Origin of the sequence: Mucilaginibacter sp. dw_454 (assembly GCF_018449775.1) — a bacterium.
Lineage (GTDB): Bacteria > Bacteroidota > Bacteroidia > Sphingobacteriales > Sphingobacteriaceae > Mucilaginibacter.
Window position 1 is genome coordinate 173,728 of sequence record NZ_JAAVVB010000006.1, and the last position, 18,088, is coordinate 191,815.

General features: G+C 43.4%; 15 protein-coding genes. 6 read left to right on the plus strand and 9 right to left on the minus strand.

The features are described 5' to 3' along the window. Positions 1-44 precede the first annotated feature (44 nt). Entirely contained in the window at positions 45-1,040 is a 996-nt protein-coding gene (gene pdhA / locus HB679_RS17350) for a pyruvate dehydrogenase (acetyl-transferring) E1 component subunit alpha (protein ID WP_214073279.1), read from the minus strand. 394 nt (positions 1,041-1,434) lie between these two features. On the opposite strand from pdhA, the gene HB679_RS17355 reads away from it, so the two are divergent. Beyond that, on the plus strand, positions 1,435-2,031 hold the full coding sequence (locus HB679_RS17355) for an NlpC/P60 family protein (protein WP_214073280.1): 597 nt from the start codon (positions 1,435-1,437) through the stop codon (positions 2,029-2,031). A gap of 132 nt (positions 2,032-2,163) precedes the next feature. Here the strand turns inward: HB679_RS17355 and HB679_RS17360 are convergent, their stop codons facing one another. From HB679_RS17360 to HB679_RS17370, 3 genes are all read right to left on the minus strand, one after another. Next, the gene (locus tag HB679_RS17360; RefSeq protein ID WP_214073281.1) at positions 2,164-2,373 is read right to left on the minus strand and encodes a hypothetical protein; all 210 of its coding nucleotides are present in this window, start codon (positions 2,371-2,373) and stop codon (positions 2,164-2,166) included. A 213-nt stretch (positions 2,374-2,586) separates the two neighbouring features. Then, positions 2,587-2,781: a hypothetical protein gene (locus HB679_RS17365; RefSeq protein ID WP_214073282.1), complete on the minus strand. Its 195-nt coding sequence runs from the start codon at positions 2,779-2,781 to the stop codon at positions 2,587-2,589. A 177-nt stretch (positions 2,782-2,958) separates the two neighbouring features. Further along, complete coding sequence (locus tag HB679_RS17370) at positions 2,959-3,147, minus strand: hypothetical protein (protein ID WP_214073283.1); 189 nt, start codon at positions 3,145-3,147, stop codon at positions 2,959-2,961. Positions 3,148-3,212: 65 nt separating this feature from the next. On the opposite strand from HB679_RS17370, the gene HB679_RS17375 reads away from it, so the two are divergent. Beyond that, positions 3,213-4,151 carry an SPFH domain-containing protein gene (locus HB679_RS17375; protein ID WP_214073284.1) on the plus strand — a complete coding sequence of 313 codons (939 nt, stop codon included), beginning with the start codon at positions 3,213-3,215 and terminating at the stop codon, positions 4,149-4,151. An 80-nt stretch (positions 4,152-4,231) separates the two neighbouring features. Then, on the plus strand, positions 4,232-4,795 hold the full coding sequence (locus tag HB679_RS17380) for a DUF922 domain-containing protein (RefSeq protein ID WP_214073285.1): 564 nt from the start codon (positions 4,232-4,234) through the stop codon (positions 4,793-4,795). Here the strand turns inward: HB679_RS17380 and HB679_RS17385 are convergent. From HB679_RS17385 to nagB, 5 genes are all read right to left on the minus strand, one after another. Continuing rightward, positions 4,792-7,812 (minus strand): ligase-associated DNA damage response DEXH box helicase, encoded by a 3,021-nt coding sequence (locus HB679_RS17385; RefSeq protein WP_214073286.1) that lies wholly within the window; start codon positions 7,810-7,812, stop codon positions 4,792-4,794. The two genes, HB679_RS17380 and HB679_RS17385, sit on opposite strands and share 4 nt — an antisense overlap. A 92-nt stretch (positions 7,813-7,904) precedes the next feature. Continuing rightward, positions 7,905-10,778, minus strand: coding sequence for a M16 family metallopeptidase (locus HB679_RS17390; protein ID WP_214073287.1), 2,874 nt, complete (start codon positions 10,776-10,778; stop codon positions 7,905-7,907). A gap of 139 nt (positions 10,779-10,917) precedes the next feature. After that, complete coding sequence (locus HB679_RS17395; RefSeq protein ID WP_214073288.1) at positions 10,918-12,018, minus strand: heparan-alpha-glucosaminide N-acetyltransferase domain-containing protein; 1,101 nt, start codon at positions 12,016-12,018, stop codon at positions 10,918-10,920. A gap of 38 nt (positions 12,019-12,056) precedes the next feature. Further along, a complete protein-coding gene (locus HB679_RS17400) occupies positions 12,057-12,803 on the minus strand; it encodes a hypothetical protein (protein WP_214073289.1) in 747 nt (248 codons plus the stop codon). A 56-nt stretch (positions 12,804-12,859) separates the two neighbouring features. Next, positions 12,860-14,779, minus strand: coding sequence for a glucosamine-6-phosphate deaminase (nagB, locus tag HB679_RS17405; protein WP_214073290.1), 1,920 nt, complete (start codon positions 14,777-14,779; stop codon positions 12,860-12,862). 170 nt (positions 14,780-14,949) lie between these two features. On the opposite strand from nagB, the gene HB679_RS17410 reads away from it, so the two are divergent. The 3 genes from HB679_RS17410 (at position 14,950) to HB679_RS17420 (ending at position 18,080) form a co-directional block, all read left to right on the plus strand. Next, complete coding sequence (locus HB679_RS17410) at positions 14,950-16,140, plus strand: anhydro-N-acetylmuramic acid kinase (RefSeq protein WP_214073291.1); 1,191 nt, start codon at positions 14,950-14,952, stop codon at positions 16,138-16,140. Positions 16,141-16,314: 174 nt separating this feature from the next. Further along, complete coding sequence (locus HB679_RS17415) at positions 16,315-17,379, plus strand: ATP-binding protein (protein ID WP_214073292.1); 1,065 nt, start codon at positions 16,315-16,317, stop codon at positions 17,377-17,379. 50 nt (positions 17,380-17,429) lie between these two features. Continuing rightward, entirely contained in the window at positions 17,430-18,080 is a 651-nt protein-coding gene (locus HB679_RS17420) for a DUF47 family protein (RefSeq protein WP_214073293.1), read from the plus strand. Positions 18,081-18,088 lie beyond the last annotated feature (8 nt).

Below are 18,088 nucleotides of genomic sequence, written 5' to 3' on the forward strand. Positions count from 1 at the left end.
TTTATAGGATGAATAGGATATTTTAAATTTTAATAATTAAAAGACTAGTCCCTGATGTAAGGATAATCTTTTTGTGCGTAAACATCAGTATATAATTCTGATGCTTCCGGCCATGGCGACTCTTCAGCAAATTGTACTGCTGCGTCAACCTCAGCTTTAATTTTGGCTTCAATCTCCTCGAACCATTGTTCGTCGGCGTATTTGTTTTTTTCGATCGCCACTTTTACCGCTTCTATAGGGTCTTTTGCTTTATAGCTCTCCAACTCTTCTTTGGTGCGATATTTTTGAGGATCGGACATCGAGTGACCTTTATAACGGTAGGTACGCATTTCCAGGAAGGTTGGCCCTTCGCCGTTACGTGCGCGTTGTACCGCCTCGTCCATCGCATTATGAACCGCAACAGGGTCCATGCCATCAACAGGCGACGATGGGATACCATAAGGCAAGCCTAATTTGTAAATGTCGGTCTGTATAGTAGTACGCTCAACCGAGGTACCCATGGCGTAACCGTTGTTTTCGCAGATAAATATTACCGGCAGTTTCCACAAGGCAGCCATATTAAAGGTTTCGTTTAAGGCACCCTGGCGTACGGCACCGTCGCCCATGTAGGTAACGTTAACAAAGTCGGTAGCTTTAAATTTTTCAGCGAAAGCTACACCTGCACCCAGCGGAATTTGCCCGCCTACAATGCCGTGGCCACCGTAAAAGTGGTGCTCTTTACTAAACATGTGCATAGAGCCGCCTTTGCCTTTTGAGCATCCGGTAGCTTTACCATAAAGCTCGGCCATGATGGAGCTTGACGTTACGCCTTGGGCTATAGCATGAGCATGGTCGCGATAGGCGGTGATCATGCTGTCTCCCTTTTTCAGTACCGACATCGCGCCGGCTAAAACTGCCTCCTGGCCTATGTACAAGTGGCAAAAGCCTCTTATTTTTTGCTGGCCGTATAACTGTCCTGCTTTTTCCTCGAACTTACGCATCAAAAGCATAGACTCATACCACTTTAAGTAGGTGTCTTTGTTTATTTCGATTGAACTCATTTGTTAAACAATCTATATTTAGCTGTAGAATGCGCAAATCTAATTATATCTTCCAAATTATCGAAACCCCAACGTATTTGTTGCGAAGTTTTATGCAGAAAGATGTACTTATAAAGGCGCAACGCACATTGGTGTGCTTGTTAATACAGACAAAGAGCCGGAGGGTTTGAATAATATTATAAAATGATGACATTGGCAGTACATTGATATTAACACTGATAGGCGCTTGTTATGCCGGATGTTGTTGACAAAGGTGGAAAAATAAAAAATGTTAATAAAATGCCGGTTTTGTTTGGTCTTTTAGAAAAAATGGATAGTTTTGTATTCAACCGAATCGAAAGTGTGTAACATAAAGGACAATTTGTCCGTAAAAGAGAACGAAAACTAGCGATTAATGAAGAAAACAGTACTGGCCATTGCCCTATTATTCAGCGTTTTAGCGGCTCAGGCACAAACAAAAAGTGTTCCAACCCCAACACCTGACAAGTCTGACGACCAGGAAAGTTTAGCAAAAGATTATCTCTCTCAAATTATGCATGTTGCGGTTTCTGCAACATCAAACATGAAACTTTTTAATTTTGTGTACGATTGGATAGGCACCCCTTACCATTTTGGTGGCGGTACTAAAAGAGGTATTGATTGTTCAGGTTTTACCAAAACTTTGTACAGCCAGGTATTTAATGTTGATATCAAACGCAACTCGCGCGATATCTTTAGCATGGTTAGTCCGGTTAAAAAAGACGAATTAAAAGAAGGCGATCTGGTTTTCTTCAAAATACACAGCCGCAGCATTTCGCACGTTGGCATTTATTTAGGTAATAATCGTTTTGCTCATGCTTCATCAAAAGGTGTTGCAGTAAGCAGTTTAGATGACGACTATTACAGCCGCTACTTTTATAAAGGTGGCCGGGTGTTGTCGGCCTTCAGAAAAGAATTGTTGGGTACCAGCAGCGAAGCCGAAACCATTGGCGAAGAGAATCCTGGCGAATAATTAAAACATTAACTGAAACAGATATTTATCCTTTCGTCGTTTGGCGAGAGGATTTTTTTTGCCTATAAAATCTTAGAGGGTGTAAATTGCAGATATCAAAAACGAGGAAAAATACGACAGATAATAGTCGAATCAATAATCGTCAGGATGCTTTTTATAGAGTTGGCCTATGCCAATAAAAGTAAGAACGATAGATAATAACAAAATACCTGCGGCTGCCTTTTTATCCATTCCGTCAATAAACTGGCACATACCTGCATAAACTAAGCCAGCCACACCTATCAATGTTAATATTGTTCCGATAAGTTTTGATTTGGCGCTGGTTCTGGATTTCGATTCCATAATTATAAGCTACGTTTTTTCGATAAAGTAAATCGGCAGAAAATTTCGATAAAAATCGTAATCAGATAATATAATATCAATACCGTTTGTTGCCTATTTTTCCACCAATATGCGGTGTGTATACAAACAGCAACCTACTATAAGTTTAAAAGTTTTAAAACGGTTATTAATACAGCAAGTGCTGCATTATATCTCAAAGTGTTAACTCATCTTTTATTGTTCAACACGATGCGATAACTGATCGCGTAATAGCATAATGCCGGCCAGGAGTAAAAAGCAGGATAATAAAGTAGTGCCTGCAAATAAGCCTCGGGTTATAAAAGCCGTGAAAAATCCTACTATTGCAAAGGTTATTCCGTTAATGCCCAGTAAAGTTAGTACAATTCCTAAATTTGATTTTAATTGCATGGCTTTTAAGTTTAATCATAACAGATCATTCAAATCAAGCGCCAATGTAATAACTCTTAAAATTAAGTTCAAAAATTAAAATAGCACAAAAAAGAGCTTTTTTGCGTGGGATATAATCCCCGCATTTCCACAATAAATGGGGTGCAACTGTAACAAATGCGATTTTTTTCTATCAGATTAAGCAGCTTCGTCTTTAGTGTTGCGAATAAGGCTTATCCCGGTAAAAAAGAAAAGGATTGCTATAATGCCGACTACAGTAAGCGTAGTAAAATTACCATCGTGTTGTATAATACTAACGCCGGTATATATAAGCCCGATGATGCCTAAAATGGTCAATATGGTACCAAATGTTCTTTTAACGTTCATTGCAGTGTTTATTTTAAAAACGAGTAATAAATAACTCTATATTTATCCAACTAAATCTATAAGTCATGACAAGTCAAATAGTTTCGCTTTTTCTAATATTTATTTTACTGATTGTTGTTTTTTCATCGTTTGTAACGGTTAAGCAAGGTACCATTGCGGTTGTTACCGTATTTGGCAAATACCGTCGTATTTTAACCCCGGGGTTAAATTTTAAGCTGCCGCTGATAGAAGCTATCTATTCAAAAATATCCATCCAAAATCGCTCTGTCGAACTGGAGTTTCAGGCTGTGACGTTTGATCAGGCCAATGTTTATTTTAAAGCAATGCTGTTATACTCTGTGTTAGATCAGCAGGAAGAAACTATTAAAAACGTAGCCTTCAAGTTTGTGGACGAGCGTAACCTGATGCAGGCGCTGATCCGTACCGTTGAGGGTTCAATTCGTGCGTTTGTTGCTACTAAGCGCCAATCAGAAGTATTGATATTGCGCCGCGACATTGTAGAACATGTAAAAGAGCAACTGGATCAAATCCTGGAAACATGGGGTTACCATTTGCAGGATCTGCAATTGAATGATATTACTTTCGACGACGTGATCATGAAATCAATGAGCCAGGTGGTAGCATCAAACAACTTAAAAGCTGCTGCCGAAAATGAGGGCCAGGCTTTACTGATCACCAAAACCAAAGCTGCCGAGGCCGAGGGTAATGCTATTAAAATTTCGGCCGAGGCAGAGCGTCAGGCATCGCAATTACGTGGTCAGGGCGTGGCGCTGTTCCGCCAGGAAGTGGCCAAGGGTATGACTGTTGCTGCCAAAGAAATGGAGTCTGCACACATGGATACTTCGGTAATTTTATTTACCATGTGGACGGAATCTATCAAGCACTTTGCAGAAAATTCAGAGGGCAATGTGATCTTCCTGGACGGTTCGACAGACAAGATGCAACAAACCATGAAAGAGATGATGAGTCTCAGCGTTTTACAATCAGATAAGATCAAAAAATAATTAGCTCATTGCTGTAATAATAGAATAAACCTTTGCGTTTGGTTGTCGTCCAACACGCAAATATTTAAACTATTAATTTAATGAGCTGTCATTTTGTGGGATTGATGTGCGTCTTGGGCATAAGCTTGTGCGTCAATAATTTAGCCGTTGCCCAGTCAAGCTACAGGCAATTAAGCGTTAGCGATTTTAAAGGCGCACCCCGCACAGCAGGCGACAATGCTGTGGCCTATACCAACTGCGATGTTGAGTTTAGGTACCATGTGCATGCCGAGAACAATATCTATCAGCTAACTTTCGACGTGCGGGTGGTCATGCAACCCTATAAATCATGGCTCGATCACAGCAGGATTATATCGCCTGCTATGATGGAGCGTGTGCTTAAACATGAGCAGGGCCATTATAATATCGCTTGCCTGGAACAGGCCGAGATTTTAAGAGAAGCCGCCCGTACACGTTTCGACGCTAATTACCAGGCAGAAGCTTCGAGACTGTTTGATCGCGTTCATGCCAAATACGAACAATTAAACAAAGATTACGATCTGGACACCCAACATTCACTGGACAATAAACAGCAGCATAGTTGGGATGTATATTTTCAACGCCGGATGATGTATGCGCCACCGATAGCGAAGGTGGGTTATTAAAGTCCTTTTTTGCGTATGATGCCCGGTTTGCGCTCTTTTTTCTTACTCTCGGTTGTGCCTACACCTTCGGCGCCGTATTGACGGGCCATTTTGGCTATGCGGTCTTCCAGGCTCTCGGTAGTGAACTTTTCGCGACCCAGGCTATCCACCATGATCGGGAAGGCAAATGGGGTAGGGCGCTCTACAGTTTTTAGGATAATGTTTTGTTTTTGGATGCGTTGCAGGGCCGCACGTAGCCTGAATTCTTCTAATTGAAAAGCCAGCGCCTCGTTATAAGCTTGCCGCACCAATAGGTTATCCGGCTCATACTCGCTGAAAACATCGAACAATAAAGACGAGGATGCCTGCAAATGCTTATTCTTAACCTGCTGACCGGGATAGCCGGTAAACACCAACCCACCAATATGGGCAATGTCTCTAAAACGGCGACGCGCCATTTCGTTAGCGTTTAAGCTATGTTGGATATCTTCCAGTAAATTATCTATCGAAAAAAAAATGGCATCTTCTAAAATCTCTTCAATTGCTACATCATCATCCGTCAATAATTCAAATCCATAGTCATTCATGGCGATGGAAAAGCTGGCGGGCCTAACGCGCGAGATACGGAAAGCCAGCAACGAAGCCATGCCCTCATGCACTAACCGCCCCTCAAAAGGATAGAACAGTAAATGATGCCCTTCGCGCGATTTGAACGACTCGATCAAAAACTCATGGCTTTGTGGCAAGTGCGAGAGTTCTTGCTGCAAATTGAATAGCGGCTTAAGCACTTTAACCTCGATATCCTTTTCGATGCCATGCGCCACTTCATCCAGTTTGTCTCTAAAAACCGCTGCCAGTTGCGATGACAGCGGCATGCGCCCGCCGTTCCAACTCGGGATCATACCTTTTTTAGCATTTGATTTTTTGACGTAGGCCGTCATTTCTTTAATGCGAACAAACTCCAGGCTGCGGCCTGCAAACCAAAAAGTATTGCCGGGTTTTAATTTCGATATAAACGATTCTTCTACCGTACCCAGGCTGCCGCCACTTAACCACTTTACACGGATATTCATATCGCTGGTAATGGTGCCAATGCTGAGCCGATGCCGCATAGCTACCCGGCGATTAAATACTTTATACACACCGTTCTCAATTTCCACCTTTAAAAATTCGTCGTATTGCGCCAATGTTTTTCCACCATTGGTGATGAAGTCCAGTAGTTGATTAAACTCGCCGCGAGTAAGCTCGGCAAAAGCATAAGTGGTTTTTACTTCATGAAAAAGTTCGTCGGCCCTAAATCCCTCAGACACCGCCAGCGTAACCATATATTGAATCAGCACGTCCATGGCCATTAACATCGGGTCGCGGCTTTCAAAGATCTTGCGTTTGATGGCTTCTTTTAATGCGGCGCCTTCGAGCAACTCCAGCGAATGCGTAGGTACAAAATAAGCGCGTGACACTGCACCGGGATGATGACCGCTCCGGCCCGCCCGCTGCATAAACCTGGCGACGCCTTTAGGGCTGCCAATTTGTATCACCGTATCTACCGGCCGAAAATCGACACCCAAATCTAAACTCGACGTACAAACTACCACCTTCAAAGCCTCGGCATGCAGGGCCTGTTCTACCCAGTTGCGCAGCTCGTTATCTAACGATCCATGGTGCATGGCCATCACCCCGGCATACTCGGGGTAATTATCTAAAATAGCATGATACCAAATCTCAGACTGTGAACGGGTATTGGTGAAGATCAAGGTAGTTTTGCTCCGGGCGACTATCTCCATTACCTGTGGTAACAGCTTTAAACCAATATGCCCCGCCCAGGAATAATTCTCGATATTTTCAGGAATGATGGACTGGATATCCAGCTTCTTGTCCAGGTTAGATCGCACCATTTTAATCCTATCAGGCGGGAAATCGTTACCTAATAATACCTCGGCAGCCTGATCAAGGTTACCTATGGTTGCGCTGATGCCCCAGATACGCAAGCCGGCGACCCCACCCCGGCCCTCCCCGAAGGGGAGGGAGCTAATTTGCGAAGTTAATTCCGGCTCAATTAGTAATTGTTGCTGTATTCTCCTGGTTGTGTTTTCAGAGTCAAAGATTACTTCATTGTTGGTAAATCTTAAAAATTTGTAACCATGTTGTTCAAGGTGCTTCTGTCTAGATATATCCAATTGTTGTTGCTCGGGATCATTATGATATCTTCCATCAACCTCTATAATTAATTTTTTCTCCAGGCAAATGAAATCGGGAATATAGTCTAATACAAGATGTTGTCTTCTGAATTTACAGCCCAATTTCTTACCACGTAAAATCTGCCATAAAACATTCTCTGCTTCAGTGGGCTTGTGTCGATTTTGTTTTGCATTGTCAATATTAGAATTCCAATTCAGCGCATCGGTAGTATAATATCCAGGTAAATCTGGTTTTGTACTAATAACATCGCCACCAAACAAATCAACTCCCTCTCCTTTGGAGAGGGCCGGGGTGAGGTGTTTTAACCTGCTCAATCCCAGCTCCACCTGCACGCCACGTTTAGTACCCAATAGCTCATGCCACTCGTCAGTCACCAAAACCTGCAGACTTTGAAAAACCTTTGGATATTCTTTCTGGGCCAGCATCAGGTGTAAACTTTCGGGGGTAGTGAGTAATACTTCCGGTAGTTTTTTCTTTAGGGCTGCTTTTTCGGCAGCGGGCGTATCGCCGGTGCGGGTGGCTATTTTCCAGGGGATTTGCAGGTCGTCGCAAACCTCCTGCATTGCTTTACGGATATCGTTGGTGAGCGCGCGCAAAGGGGTGATCCAAAGCATCTGTAAGCCATTATTTTGCCGGGTTTTATAGTCGGGGTGTTTGTTGATAAAATCAGCCAGGAAAGGCAGGAAGAGGGCGAAGGTTTTACCACTGCCTGTTGGCGCATTGAGCAAACCCGAAAAGCCGGCCATGTAAACGCGTTCCATTTCGCGCTGAAATGGAAACTGCTGCCAGTTTTTCTGCTGGTACCATTCCTGTATAACTTTTTGCCCGGAGCTCATCATTCAATTAACAAAATACTAATTCTTTTGTGAGGGTAAATAAAAAAGTCCTGCTCCGTTTAAGGGCAGGACTTTTTATTTTTTAATCAGCCCGATTATTTTTTCTCAGGTAGTAATATCAGCTTAATTAAATTATTGCTGTTTAAATATTTATTGGCAGCGTCTTTAAGCATTTGCGAATTAACCTGCTCCAGGGCCTGCATACGGCTCAAAATTTTGTCCGGATCTTGTTGGTTCTGTGCAGCTGCGGTTAGTGCAGCTTGCCAGTAAGCATTTTGTTTGTATTGCGATTGTGCAGCACGCGCTTCGCGATCAACAAACAGTTTGGTATCGCTAGCTAAAGGTCCATTTTGTTTAATCTTATTTACTTCGGCGAGTACGTAAGCTATGGCTTTATCTGTATTGTTGGCGTCGGCTAAAAATCCGATCGTCAATTTATATCTGCCCTCGGGATTTTTAACATAACTGGCGCGTACGCTTGGCGAGTAAATACCGGTGCCATCTTTTAATGAATCAACCAAACGGATGTTTAAGATTTCTTCCAGTGCATCCATTTGCAGGTTGTCGGCATCGTTGTATTCATAAGTGCCGTTAAATACCAGTTGTACGGTAGATTTATCACTTGCGCCTTTGTTAACGGTTTTAGTGATTTGCCCCGCAAGCGGATGAATGCCCAGGTTTTTAAATGTCTCATTACTATGTGTACTTGGCAAGCTGCCTAAATAAGTAGCAACGTATGGAATGATGTCTTTAACAGTAAAGTCGCCGGTAATGGTAAAAGTAAAGTTGCTGGCATCGGCAAAACGGGCCTTGTAAAAGTCGAACGCTTTGTCAAGGCTGGCCGCGCTAAGTTTGTCGGCTGTAGCGGGCATACTTCTTTGATTGTAACCGCCTAACACAGCCATGCTGGTATCCTGGTACACCATACCCGGATTATTAGCGGTTCGAGTTATTGCCGACTTTGCTGCATCGATGTAAGATTGCCAAACCTGCGGATCTTTACGGGGAGCGGTAAAATACAAATTAAGCAATTGCATGGCCGGCTCAAAATTATCAGATGAAGCATAACCGGAAATACCCTGTGTTATGTCGCCAATGTAAGGTGTTAGGGCAAAGTTTTTATCGCCGATCATTTTACCAAGCTGCGCCTGCGTAAATGATGCAACGCCGCTGTTACCCACAACCTGCCCGGCCAGGTTAGCTGAGGTGAAATCCTGATCAGCAGCTAAAGATGTACCGCCAAAAGCGTAAGCCGCAATCAAGATCTGGTTTTGGGCGAACGTAGTGGGCTTTAAAATCACTTTAGCGCCATTTGCCAAAGTTAGGTTAACAACCAGCAGTGTACTATCTACCTTTATATCTGTAACCTTACCTGGTGCAGGTGTTTTGTCCATAAATGGCATAGCGCTATCATCAACATAAGGGGTAAGGTTGCTGCCTGCATCGGCTATCCATTTTAAAACGGTTTGCTCGTTAGGCAGGTTGCCTTTTTCGCTATCGTTGGCTTCGATAAGTATAGTGCGGTTTTGATCAGTAATTAGCCTGGCAGCCAGTGCATTCATTTCGGCTACTGATATTTTGCCGATGTTGTTTACATAATAACTGTATTCATAATCAATACCGGGGATGGCCTGCTTGCTTAAAAAGCTGCGGTCATATTCGGTGGCAAAACTTGCAGAAGGCGAGCTGTCTTTAGCCGAATAAGCTGTAGTGACCTGGCCCAAAGCATTCTGCTTGGCGCGCTCCAGCTCGGTCAAGGTAAAGCCAAATTTGCGCGCGCGTTCGGTTTCTGCCAAAACGGCTTTAAAGGTACTTTCTAAATCCTGCGGCGTTTTGGCTAGCGCGATAGTTGAGAAGGCGTCCTGTTTACCTATAAATTCGGCGTAGCCCGACTGTCCATATTTTATTGGAGGCGACGGTATTTTGGACAGATCAGCTATACGATTGTTGATCATTTGGTTAAACAGGTTAATACGTATGTTTTGCAAAACGTCTGCCGGTGTTTTAACAATTGCTTGCGGATGTTTTACAATGATTTGTATAAACGTGTAAGGAAAGCCTTTATCGGTAGCCAATTTAATGGTTGTGCCCGGAGTTGCCGGTACAGCAAATTGAGGCTGAGGTTTTTCAGGGGCCGGGTTTCTTAATGATGCAAAACTAAATTTGATCATCTCTTCTACCTTTTTTGGATCGAAATCGCCAACGGCAATCACAGCTTGCAGATTGGGGCGATACCAGTCGGTGTAAAAACTTTTTGCCGCGTTTACATCAATTGCTTTTAAGGTAGCTTCGGTACCCGCCGGCAACCTTGAGCCATAGCGCGAATTATTTAATAGCGTGGGTAAAGTTTCTTGTTGCAATCTATCTTCCGGGCTTTTGCCACCGGCTGCTGCTTGTGCAATCAGTATATTCTTTTCTTCGTTTAGCGCAGTTGGGTCAAAGCTTACGTGTGCGGCCCAGTTAGCCAGTATATTAAACCCATCGGCAAATACTTTAGCGGTATCTGTCGGTACGGTTAACTGGTAAGTGGTTTCATCAAATGAGGTGAAAGCGCTTGTATCTGCGCCATATCTGTCGCCTAGTTTGCTTAAATAATTGTCCAGCTGTTTTTTTGAAAAATCGCGCGTACCGCGGAAAGCCATATGCTCTACCAATAAAGCCATGCCGCGTTGTGCGTCGCTTTCTAAAACAGAACCTACTTTGTTTACCAGCAGCAACTGCGCTTTACCTTTTGGCTGCGCATTACCGCGGATGTAATAGGTTAACCCGTTGGGCAACTTACCCATGATTACATTAGGGTCTATGGGTAATACATTTGGGTCGTTTGTTTTTGCCCCTGGTTTTGCGGCGCTTGCAGTAGCCGCGGGTTTATGTGCAGTAGTAGTTTTCTTTTTAACCTGGGCAACAACATTACCGGTACTAAAAAGCAATGCCGCAGCCGCTAAAAAAAAGGTTGATTTAAAATTCATTTCAAGATTGGGATATTATTTCTGCTAAGATGCAAAAACGCGGAGAATAGTTAAAAATTATCGGGATGTTTATCTTCTCTAATTTTCAGGATGTTATTAATAGAAGCTCAGGATATTACGTCTTTATGAATGCAGGAGCTTATACTTTGATAACGATCTTTCGTTTGTATAAAATCCACATCAAAATCCAGATTAACAAAGTCATGAAAACAGCGAAAATTACCGATGCATTTTTAGGCGAAAAATAAGGCTGAAAAAGTATCTGGTATAGCGACGAGGTGCCCAACTTGATCTTATTAAAATAGTGCGGAACAAAGTCTGACAATACGTAAGCAGTTATCGCGTTGGCGCCAAATGGTAAAAAGAAGGTGGTAAAACGCGTGCGGCCCTGCACATCTATCAGCCAATAAGAAGCCGCTAACGCAATGGTTGACCAGCCGCCGGCATATAGTACAAATGAGCTGCTCCATAAAGCTTTATTGATGGGGAAGAACAGATCCCAGGCCAGGCCCAGCACTATGGCAAGTACCCCATACAAAAACATCCAGCTAACTTTTACAGCATCGTCGCGGTCTTTACGTTTTAGCCAGGTACCTACCCGGATGCCGAATAAGCCTGTCGCGATAGCGGGTAGCGTCCCCAACAAACCCTCAGGGTCCCAGGTGTGCGATTCGCTCCATAAATGGTTGGTGGTAAATACTAACCTATCTACCCAGGCGCCCATATTGGTTTCCGGGTCCAGGCTAGCCACGTGCGTATCAGGCACCGGCACAAAATTCATCAACACATAATAGCCCACCAGTAGAATAACAAACAGCCAGTCGCGTACGCGTTGCGATGCTTTGAGATACAAAAACGCACAGATAAAGAACACCACCCCAATGCGCTGCAATACGCCCGGAAAGCGAAGATGCTCAAAGCCCGGATGCAGAATTAATTGGATGCCCAGGCTTATGGCAATTAAAACAATGCCGCGCCTTAAAGCCGTTAGCAACATTTTAAAATGATTAGCCGGATTGGCGGCTTTAGTTTCCATAGAATAGACGATGGAAACCCCAACTATAAAAAGAAAAGTAGGGAAGATCAGATCAGTAGGGGTACAACCGTTCCACTTGGAATGCTCCAACGGCGCATAGATGTTCTCCCAATCGCCGGGATCATTCACCAGGATCATGGCAGCTACCGTGATGCCGCGAAGTATGTCGAGGGATAAAAGTCTTTTGTTTTGCGTTTTGGTCATTAGGAGATTTCTAATCTCCTAATTTAAATGTTTCTTAACTAAAGCTCAGTATAAAAATAGGAATATGTGAAAGTTTGAAATCCGGCATTCAAATACCGAGCCGTAGGATAACCATCGCTATCATAGTTGTAATTATATATTTGAGTGGTTGAACCGTCACCTACACTGGTAAAGTTATTAGGCGAGCAAATTTCGGCAGAACCTATAAGTACATTTTTAAATGTTGGCGGCACATTGGTAAATCGGTTCTTTTTATCATCATAAGTATAAAGAGTTGTTCGGGTATTGGCAATTACTCTGACAATATCATTATTGGTGTCATAACTGTAAGTAGAAAGTTGAGGGCCATTATCGCCGTCAGAATGTATTTCTGTTATATTATTACCGCTAAAAACAAAACTATAAGTATCCGTAGTCATCACCACCCCGTTCTGATAAGTCCTTCTAATTGCAGCGCTTACTTTGCCATCCGTGTAGGTAAATGTCTGGGTATATACAATTTCGTCGTTGGTTTTATAGGTGACTAAGGATAAATTTCCGTTATTATCATAAGCATAAGTGATAACTGTAGTTCCGGTTTCTTGTGCAACAAGCCTCTTGTTATCATCATAATTATAATTAGTGATAGTGGTAGTTGTGCCTATTATACTGGTTGCTACACTTATTTGCTTTGTTAAATACTTTAGCTTGGCTGTAATTGGTGGTGTATTTTCGTCATGTTTTTTGCAAGAATTAAATAAGACGAAACATATTAAAAATAGGACCAGACGAGTTAGTAACTTCATTGTGATGGTTTTGATGGCCTAAATATAATCGTATAAAACAAGATCTAACCACAACGCTAAAAATAATATCGCTTAAAAGCCTCCATGGCCGCATATTCCGCAAAGCCCAGTTTATCGTAATTTTCAGCGGTTTCACGATTGCGGTCCTCAGCTCGTACCCAAAACTCGCGGGCATCTTCGCCCGGGAATACGGCCGGATCTTTTTGCGACTGGTGCTTGAAGATGGCGTAACGCTTACGCAGCACCTCATCAGGCGATAGCGGAACCGCCATCTCGATCTCATAAGTTGCAAACTCAAACCAGGCACCGCGATACATCCACAGCCAGCAATCTTTAACCCAATCTTCAGTTGCCTTTAATTGATTCAATGCCGCAAGGATAATGTTAAAACAAACAATGTGGGTACCATGGGGGTCTGCAAAATCGCCTGCGGCAAATATTTGCTGTGGTTTTACTTGTTGTAAGAGGTCGATGGTCATTTGCACATCTATCTGGCTTACCGAATTTTTAGTGACCTTACCTGTTTCATAAAACGGCAGCGACATGAAATGAATATGATCATCCTGCAAGCCAGCATAGCGCGCACCCGCAATGGCTTCGCTTTTGCGGATAAAGCCCTTTACTGAACGTACCTCAGGTGTATCTATTTGGTTAGGCTGTTTTGTTTCAAAGAAAACCCGCATATCATTATGAATGTGCTGCAGTTTTTTAATGTCATCGCCAATACTTTTGTTAAAGTCGATAGCAAATTCCATATAACGCAACACATCATCATCCCAAACCGCAGTATTGCCAGATGTTTGATAAGCCACATGCACATCATGTCCCTGATCAACCAAACGGATAAATGTGCCGCCCATCGATATTACATCATCGTCAGGGTGAGGCGAGAATATAATAGATCGTTTTTTAGCCGGTAGCGCACGTTCCGGGCGCTGGCTGTCGTCGGCATCGGGCTTGCCGCCCGGCCAGCCGGTTATAGTGTGTTGAATTTGGTTAAAAATGTCGATGTTGATCTCGTAAACCGGCCCCTGTTCGGTAGCCAGTTGCGCCATGCCATTGCTGTTGTAATCTTCTTCTATAAGTTTAAGGATAGGCTTGCCCGTTTTTTGCGAGAGCCAGATCACGGCTTTCTTTTTCAGCTCGTTGTTCCAAACGCAATCTTTTACTAACCAAGGGGTATCAAACCGCGTCAGTTCTGATGCGGCAGGCTCGTCTAAAACAAACTCTACATGGTCTGACAGTTGTAAATAAGTAGCCGGAACCTCGCCAGATAATTCACCTTCTACTGCTTTCTTAATAATGGGCGCTTTCTTTTTACTCCAGGCCATCAAAATAATCTCGCGAGCCTTGAAAATGGTGCCTACACCCATGGTGATAGCTTTGGTAGGCACTGCTTCTTTACCACCAAAATCGCGCGCGGCGTCGGTACGGGTCAGGTCATCCAGGGTAACCAGGCGGGTGCCCGAGTTGGGTGCCGAGCCCGGCTCGTTAAAACCAATATGGCCGGTACGGCCTATACCTAATATTTGCAGATCAAGCCCGCCCAGTTCTTCAATTTGTTTTTCGTAATTAAGGCAAAAAGCAGCAATATCGCCTTCGGCCAAAGTACCATCAGGGATATGGATATTGGCCCGGTCGATATCCACATGATCAAACAATTGCTTGTTCATAAACAGCACATAGCTTTGTGCCGATGTGGGCTGCATAGGATAATACTCGTCCAGGTTAAAAGTAATGACGTTTTTAAAACTTAATCCTTCCTGTTGATGCAGGCGGATCAGCTCATTATAAACCGCAATCGGGGTTACGCCCGTGGCCAGGCCAAGAACCGCTTTCTCGCCTTTTGTTTGCTTGTCTTTAATTAATTTGGCTATGCGTTGTGCCACAGCAACAGCGCCTGCAGTAGGGTTTGGATATACGGTTACCGGCAGTTTTTCGTACCTGGTTTCTTCTAATAAATTTAATCTGGCCATAATAAATAGGTTGGATGGGTGGGGCAAATATCGCTAATAATTAATTTAAGTTTTGTTTAATGCCCGTAATTTAGTGAGCCGGTATGAATAGAACGTTAAGGTTTTATTTGGATGATGATGGCTAAATTCTTATCTTGAGACATCTCCCGTCCCATCTTAATCAAACGTTTATGCCAGCACTCAACAGCAATTTACAGCACCTGGTTCAAGTAGCCCAAAAAACCGAACGTATAGGTATAGGTTTAATGTCAGGCACATCATTAGACGGACTAGATATTGCGCTCTGTAAATTTACCGGAACGGGTTTAAAGACTAAATGCGAGTTGCTACAGTTTATCACTGTTCCATATCAGGATAATTTTAAAAACGATGTGCGCTCCGTGTTTTCGCGCCGGCAGGTTGACCTGGAGAAAGTGGTATTGTTGAATGATTTTATTGGTAATTATCACGCTGATCTGATTCTGCAGGCACTGAAAGATTGGAACATCCAGCCCACGGAAGTTGATTTTATTGCCAGTCACGGGCAAACCATATACCATGCTCCGCAGCGTTTGCATAGACAGGAAGGTTACCCCAACGCCACATTACAAATAGGCGATGGTGACCACATCGCGGTAAAAACCGGCATCTTGACGATAAGCGATTTCAGACAGAAACATATCGCGGCAGGGGGTGAGGGCGCACCGCTGGCTTTGTATGGCGATGTTTTGTTAGGCAGCAAAGCGGGCGAGAACAGAATACTATTAAATATTGGCGGTATAGCCAATTTAACCTATTTGCCGGGCGACGGTGATCTGGCTAAAGTGCTTTGTTCGGACATCGGCCCCGGAAATACTTTGATAGATACCTTTAGCCGCAGTCTTTTTAATAAAGCTTTTGACGAAGATTCGGCCATAGCTTTTTCCGGATCGGTGGATGATGGGCTGTTAAGTTCGTTACTCAGACATCCTTTCTTTGGCGAGGATGCACCAAAAACAACCGGGCCTGAACTGTTCAGCGAAGATTACGTGCGCAAGGCCCAGGAAAGATCAGACACCAGCCATATCAGTGCGCAGGGTATTATAGCGACACTCAGCGCGTTTACCGGCAAAGCTATAGTCGATTTTGTAAAAAAATATCTGCCCGAAGGTGTGAAGGTTTTTGTAAGCGGCGGTGGCGCACGCAACCCGTTTGTAATGCAATATCTGCAAACTCATTTGGCCCAGGCTCATATTGCCGACACTGCCGAACTGGGGATAAATCCCGATGCCAAAGAGGCTATACTTTTTGCATTGCTGGGTAATGAAGCACTGGCAGGCGAACCATTAGTTATTGGCAATAACCCGAAGGTGTTAATGGGTAAGTTTAGTTTTGCGGGATGATTGGTAAACTTTGTCATTGCGAGCGTAGCGTGGCAATCGCAAGGATGCAATGTCCGCGATTGCCACGCTTCGCTCGCAATGACAACCAAACGACCCCCAATTTCATAACCTCAACTTAACAATCCCTCAATATTGCCAATGTGGCTAATCATAACAAATCTGTAACTTTACTTTATGAAATTACGGGTACTGGTTTTTATAAATGCGCTGGCAGTGGCTGTCACTATTTCGGCGGTAAATTACTATTTTCAGCATAAATTCTATGATATGGCCATTACGTTTGTGGCCACCATTACATCCAGCTTTATTGTTTTTTACTACCTGATTGAAAAGTATGTTTACTCGAAAATTAAACTGATCTACAAGCTCATTCACAACCTTAAACTGGGACGCGACCTCCGCGATGCCTTGGGCGAACACATGAGTTCTGACCCGATTAATGACGTGGAGCATGAGGTGCAGGAATGGGCGCGCGAAAAGAAGACGGAGATAGACATGCTGCGCACGCAGGAGAAATTCAGACGTGATTTTTTGTCCAATATCTCGCATGAGTTTAAGACCCCGCTTTTTGCTATTCAGGGCTATATTGAAGCTTTGCAGGACGACGACTTCGATGATAAGGACATGGCCAGGCAATTTCTGGATAAAGCATCGAAAAATGTTGACCGTTTGAGTTATCTGATCAACGACCTGGATGAGATCTCTAAACTAGAATCGGGCGAGTTGCCGGTTAACTATACCAAATTTAAGATCAACGATTTGATTAAAGAGATCATCGAATCGTTAGAGCTGAAAGGCCAACAGCACGATATTAAGTTGATATTTAAACAAAAATATGACGAGCCGATACAGGTAACCGCCGACAGGCAAAAGATCACACAGGTGTTGGTTAACCTGATAGATAACTCTTTTAAATACGGTAAAGAGGGTGGCAATACCTGGGTTACCTTGTTCGATCTGCATGACCAGGTATTGATTGAAGTGACTGACGACGGTATGGGTATAGAAGAGAAATTCTTGCCGAGGTTGTTTGAACGTTTTTTCCGTACAGATACCAGCCGTTCAAGACAAATAGGTGGCTCAGGTTTAGGGCTGGCTATTGTTAAACATATTGTCGAGGCGCATCAGCAAACTATTAATGTGCGCAGTACCGAAGGTGTAGGTTCAACTTTTGGCTTTACACTGCAAAAAGTAAAGCAAAACATACCGTTCCCACACATCCCCGGATTGAAAAGTTAACATTAACTTAACATAGGAAACATACCTTTGACACAGATTTAATATACGTTATGTCATTAAACAGCATTTTCCAGTACTTTGTACCAAAAGATAAGAAGATATTTTTCCCTCTGTTCGAGCAGGCATCAAACAATGTGGTAGCCATGGCTACTATTTTGGTGGAGACGGTTAACAGCAACAACCCGGCAACCCGAGAAGAGTTATTTAAGCAAATAGACAAGTTAGAAAATCGTGGCGACGAAATCACTCACCAGGTTTACCTGGAGCTGAGCAAGAACTTTATCACACCGTTTGATCGTGAAGACATTCACTCGTTAGCCAGCGCTATCGATGATGTGGCCGACTATATCCAGGGTGCTGCTAACCGCATGAACCTTTACCGTATTGAAGACTATAATGAGCATATCCGCAAGCTGTCTGAGTTAGTATTACAAGCCAGTGTCGACCTGGAAAAAGCCGTACGAGAGCTGAAAGATCTGAAAAATGTCCGCGCCATTGCCGATTCATGTATCCGCATTAACAGCGTTGAAAACCAGGCCGACTATGTATTTGACCGCGCCGTTGCCGACCTTTTCCTTTACGAGAAAGATGCTATCCGTTTAATAAAATATAAAGAGATTTACGCTGCCCTGGAAACCGCTACCGATATGTGCGAAGATGCTGCAGATGTTATGGAATCTATCTTAGTTAAAAACGCCTAATCAACCTG

Coding starts and splice junctions, on each gene's coding strand:
- pdhA (WP_214073279.1), bottom strand. CDS start 1,040: ATGAGTTCAATCGAAATAAACAAAGACACCTACTTAAAGTGGTATGAG.
- HB679_RS17355 (WP_214073280.1), top strand. CDS start 1,435: ATGAAGAAAACAGTACTGGCCATTGCCCTATTATTCAGCGTTTTAGCG.
- HB679_RS17360 (WP_214073281.1), bottom strand. CDS start 2,373: ATGGAATCGAAATCCAGAACCAGCGCCAAATCAAAACTTATCGGAACA.
- HB679_RS17365 (WP_214073282.1), bottom strand. CDS start 2,781: ATGCAATTAAAATCAAATTTAGGAATTGTACTAACTTTACTGGGCATT.
- HB679_RS17370 (WP_214073283.1), bottom strand. CDS start 3,147: ATGAACGTTAAAAGAACATTTGGTACCATATTGACCATTTTAGGCATC.
- HB679_RS17375 (WP_214073284.1), top strand. CDS start 3,213: ATGACAAGTCAAATAGTTTCGCTTTTTCTAATATTTATTTTACTGATT.
- HB679_RS17380 (WP_214073285.1), top strand. CDS start 4,232: ATGAGCTGTCATTTTGTGGGATTGATGTGCGTCTTGGGCATAAGCTTG.
- HB679_RS17385 (WP_214073286.1), bottom strand. CDS start 7,812: ATGATGAGCTCCGGGCAAAAAGTTATACAGGAATGGTACCAGCAGAAA.
- HB679_RS17390 (WP_214073287.1), bottom strand. CDS start 10,778: ATGAATTTTAAATCAACCTTTTTTTTAGCGGCTGCGGCATTGCTTTTT.
- HB679_RS17395 (WP_214073288.1), bottom strand. CDS start 12,018: ATGACCAAAACGCAAAACAAAAGACTTTTATCCCTCGACATACTTCGC.
- HB679_RS17400 (WP_214073289.1), bottom strand. CDS start 12,803: ATGAAGTTACTAACTCGTCTGGTCCTATTTTTAATATGTTTCGTCTTA.
- nagB (WP_214073290.1), bottom strand. CDS start 14,779: ATGGCCAGATTAAATTTATTAGAAGAAACCAGGTACGAAAAACTGCCG.
- HB679_RS17410 (WP_214073291.1), top strand. CDS start 14,950: ATGCCAGCACTCAACAGCAATTTACAGCACCTGGTTCAAGTAGCCCAA.
- HB679_RS17415 (WP_214073292.1), top strand. CDS start 16,315: ATGAAATTACGGGTACTGGTTTTTATAAATGCGCTGGCAGTGGCTGTC.
- HB679_RS17420 (WP_214073293.1), top strand. CDS start 17,430: ATGTCATTAAACAGCATTTTCCAGTACTTTGTACCAAAAGATAAGAAG.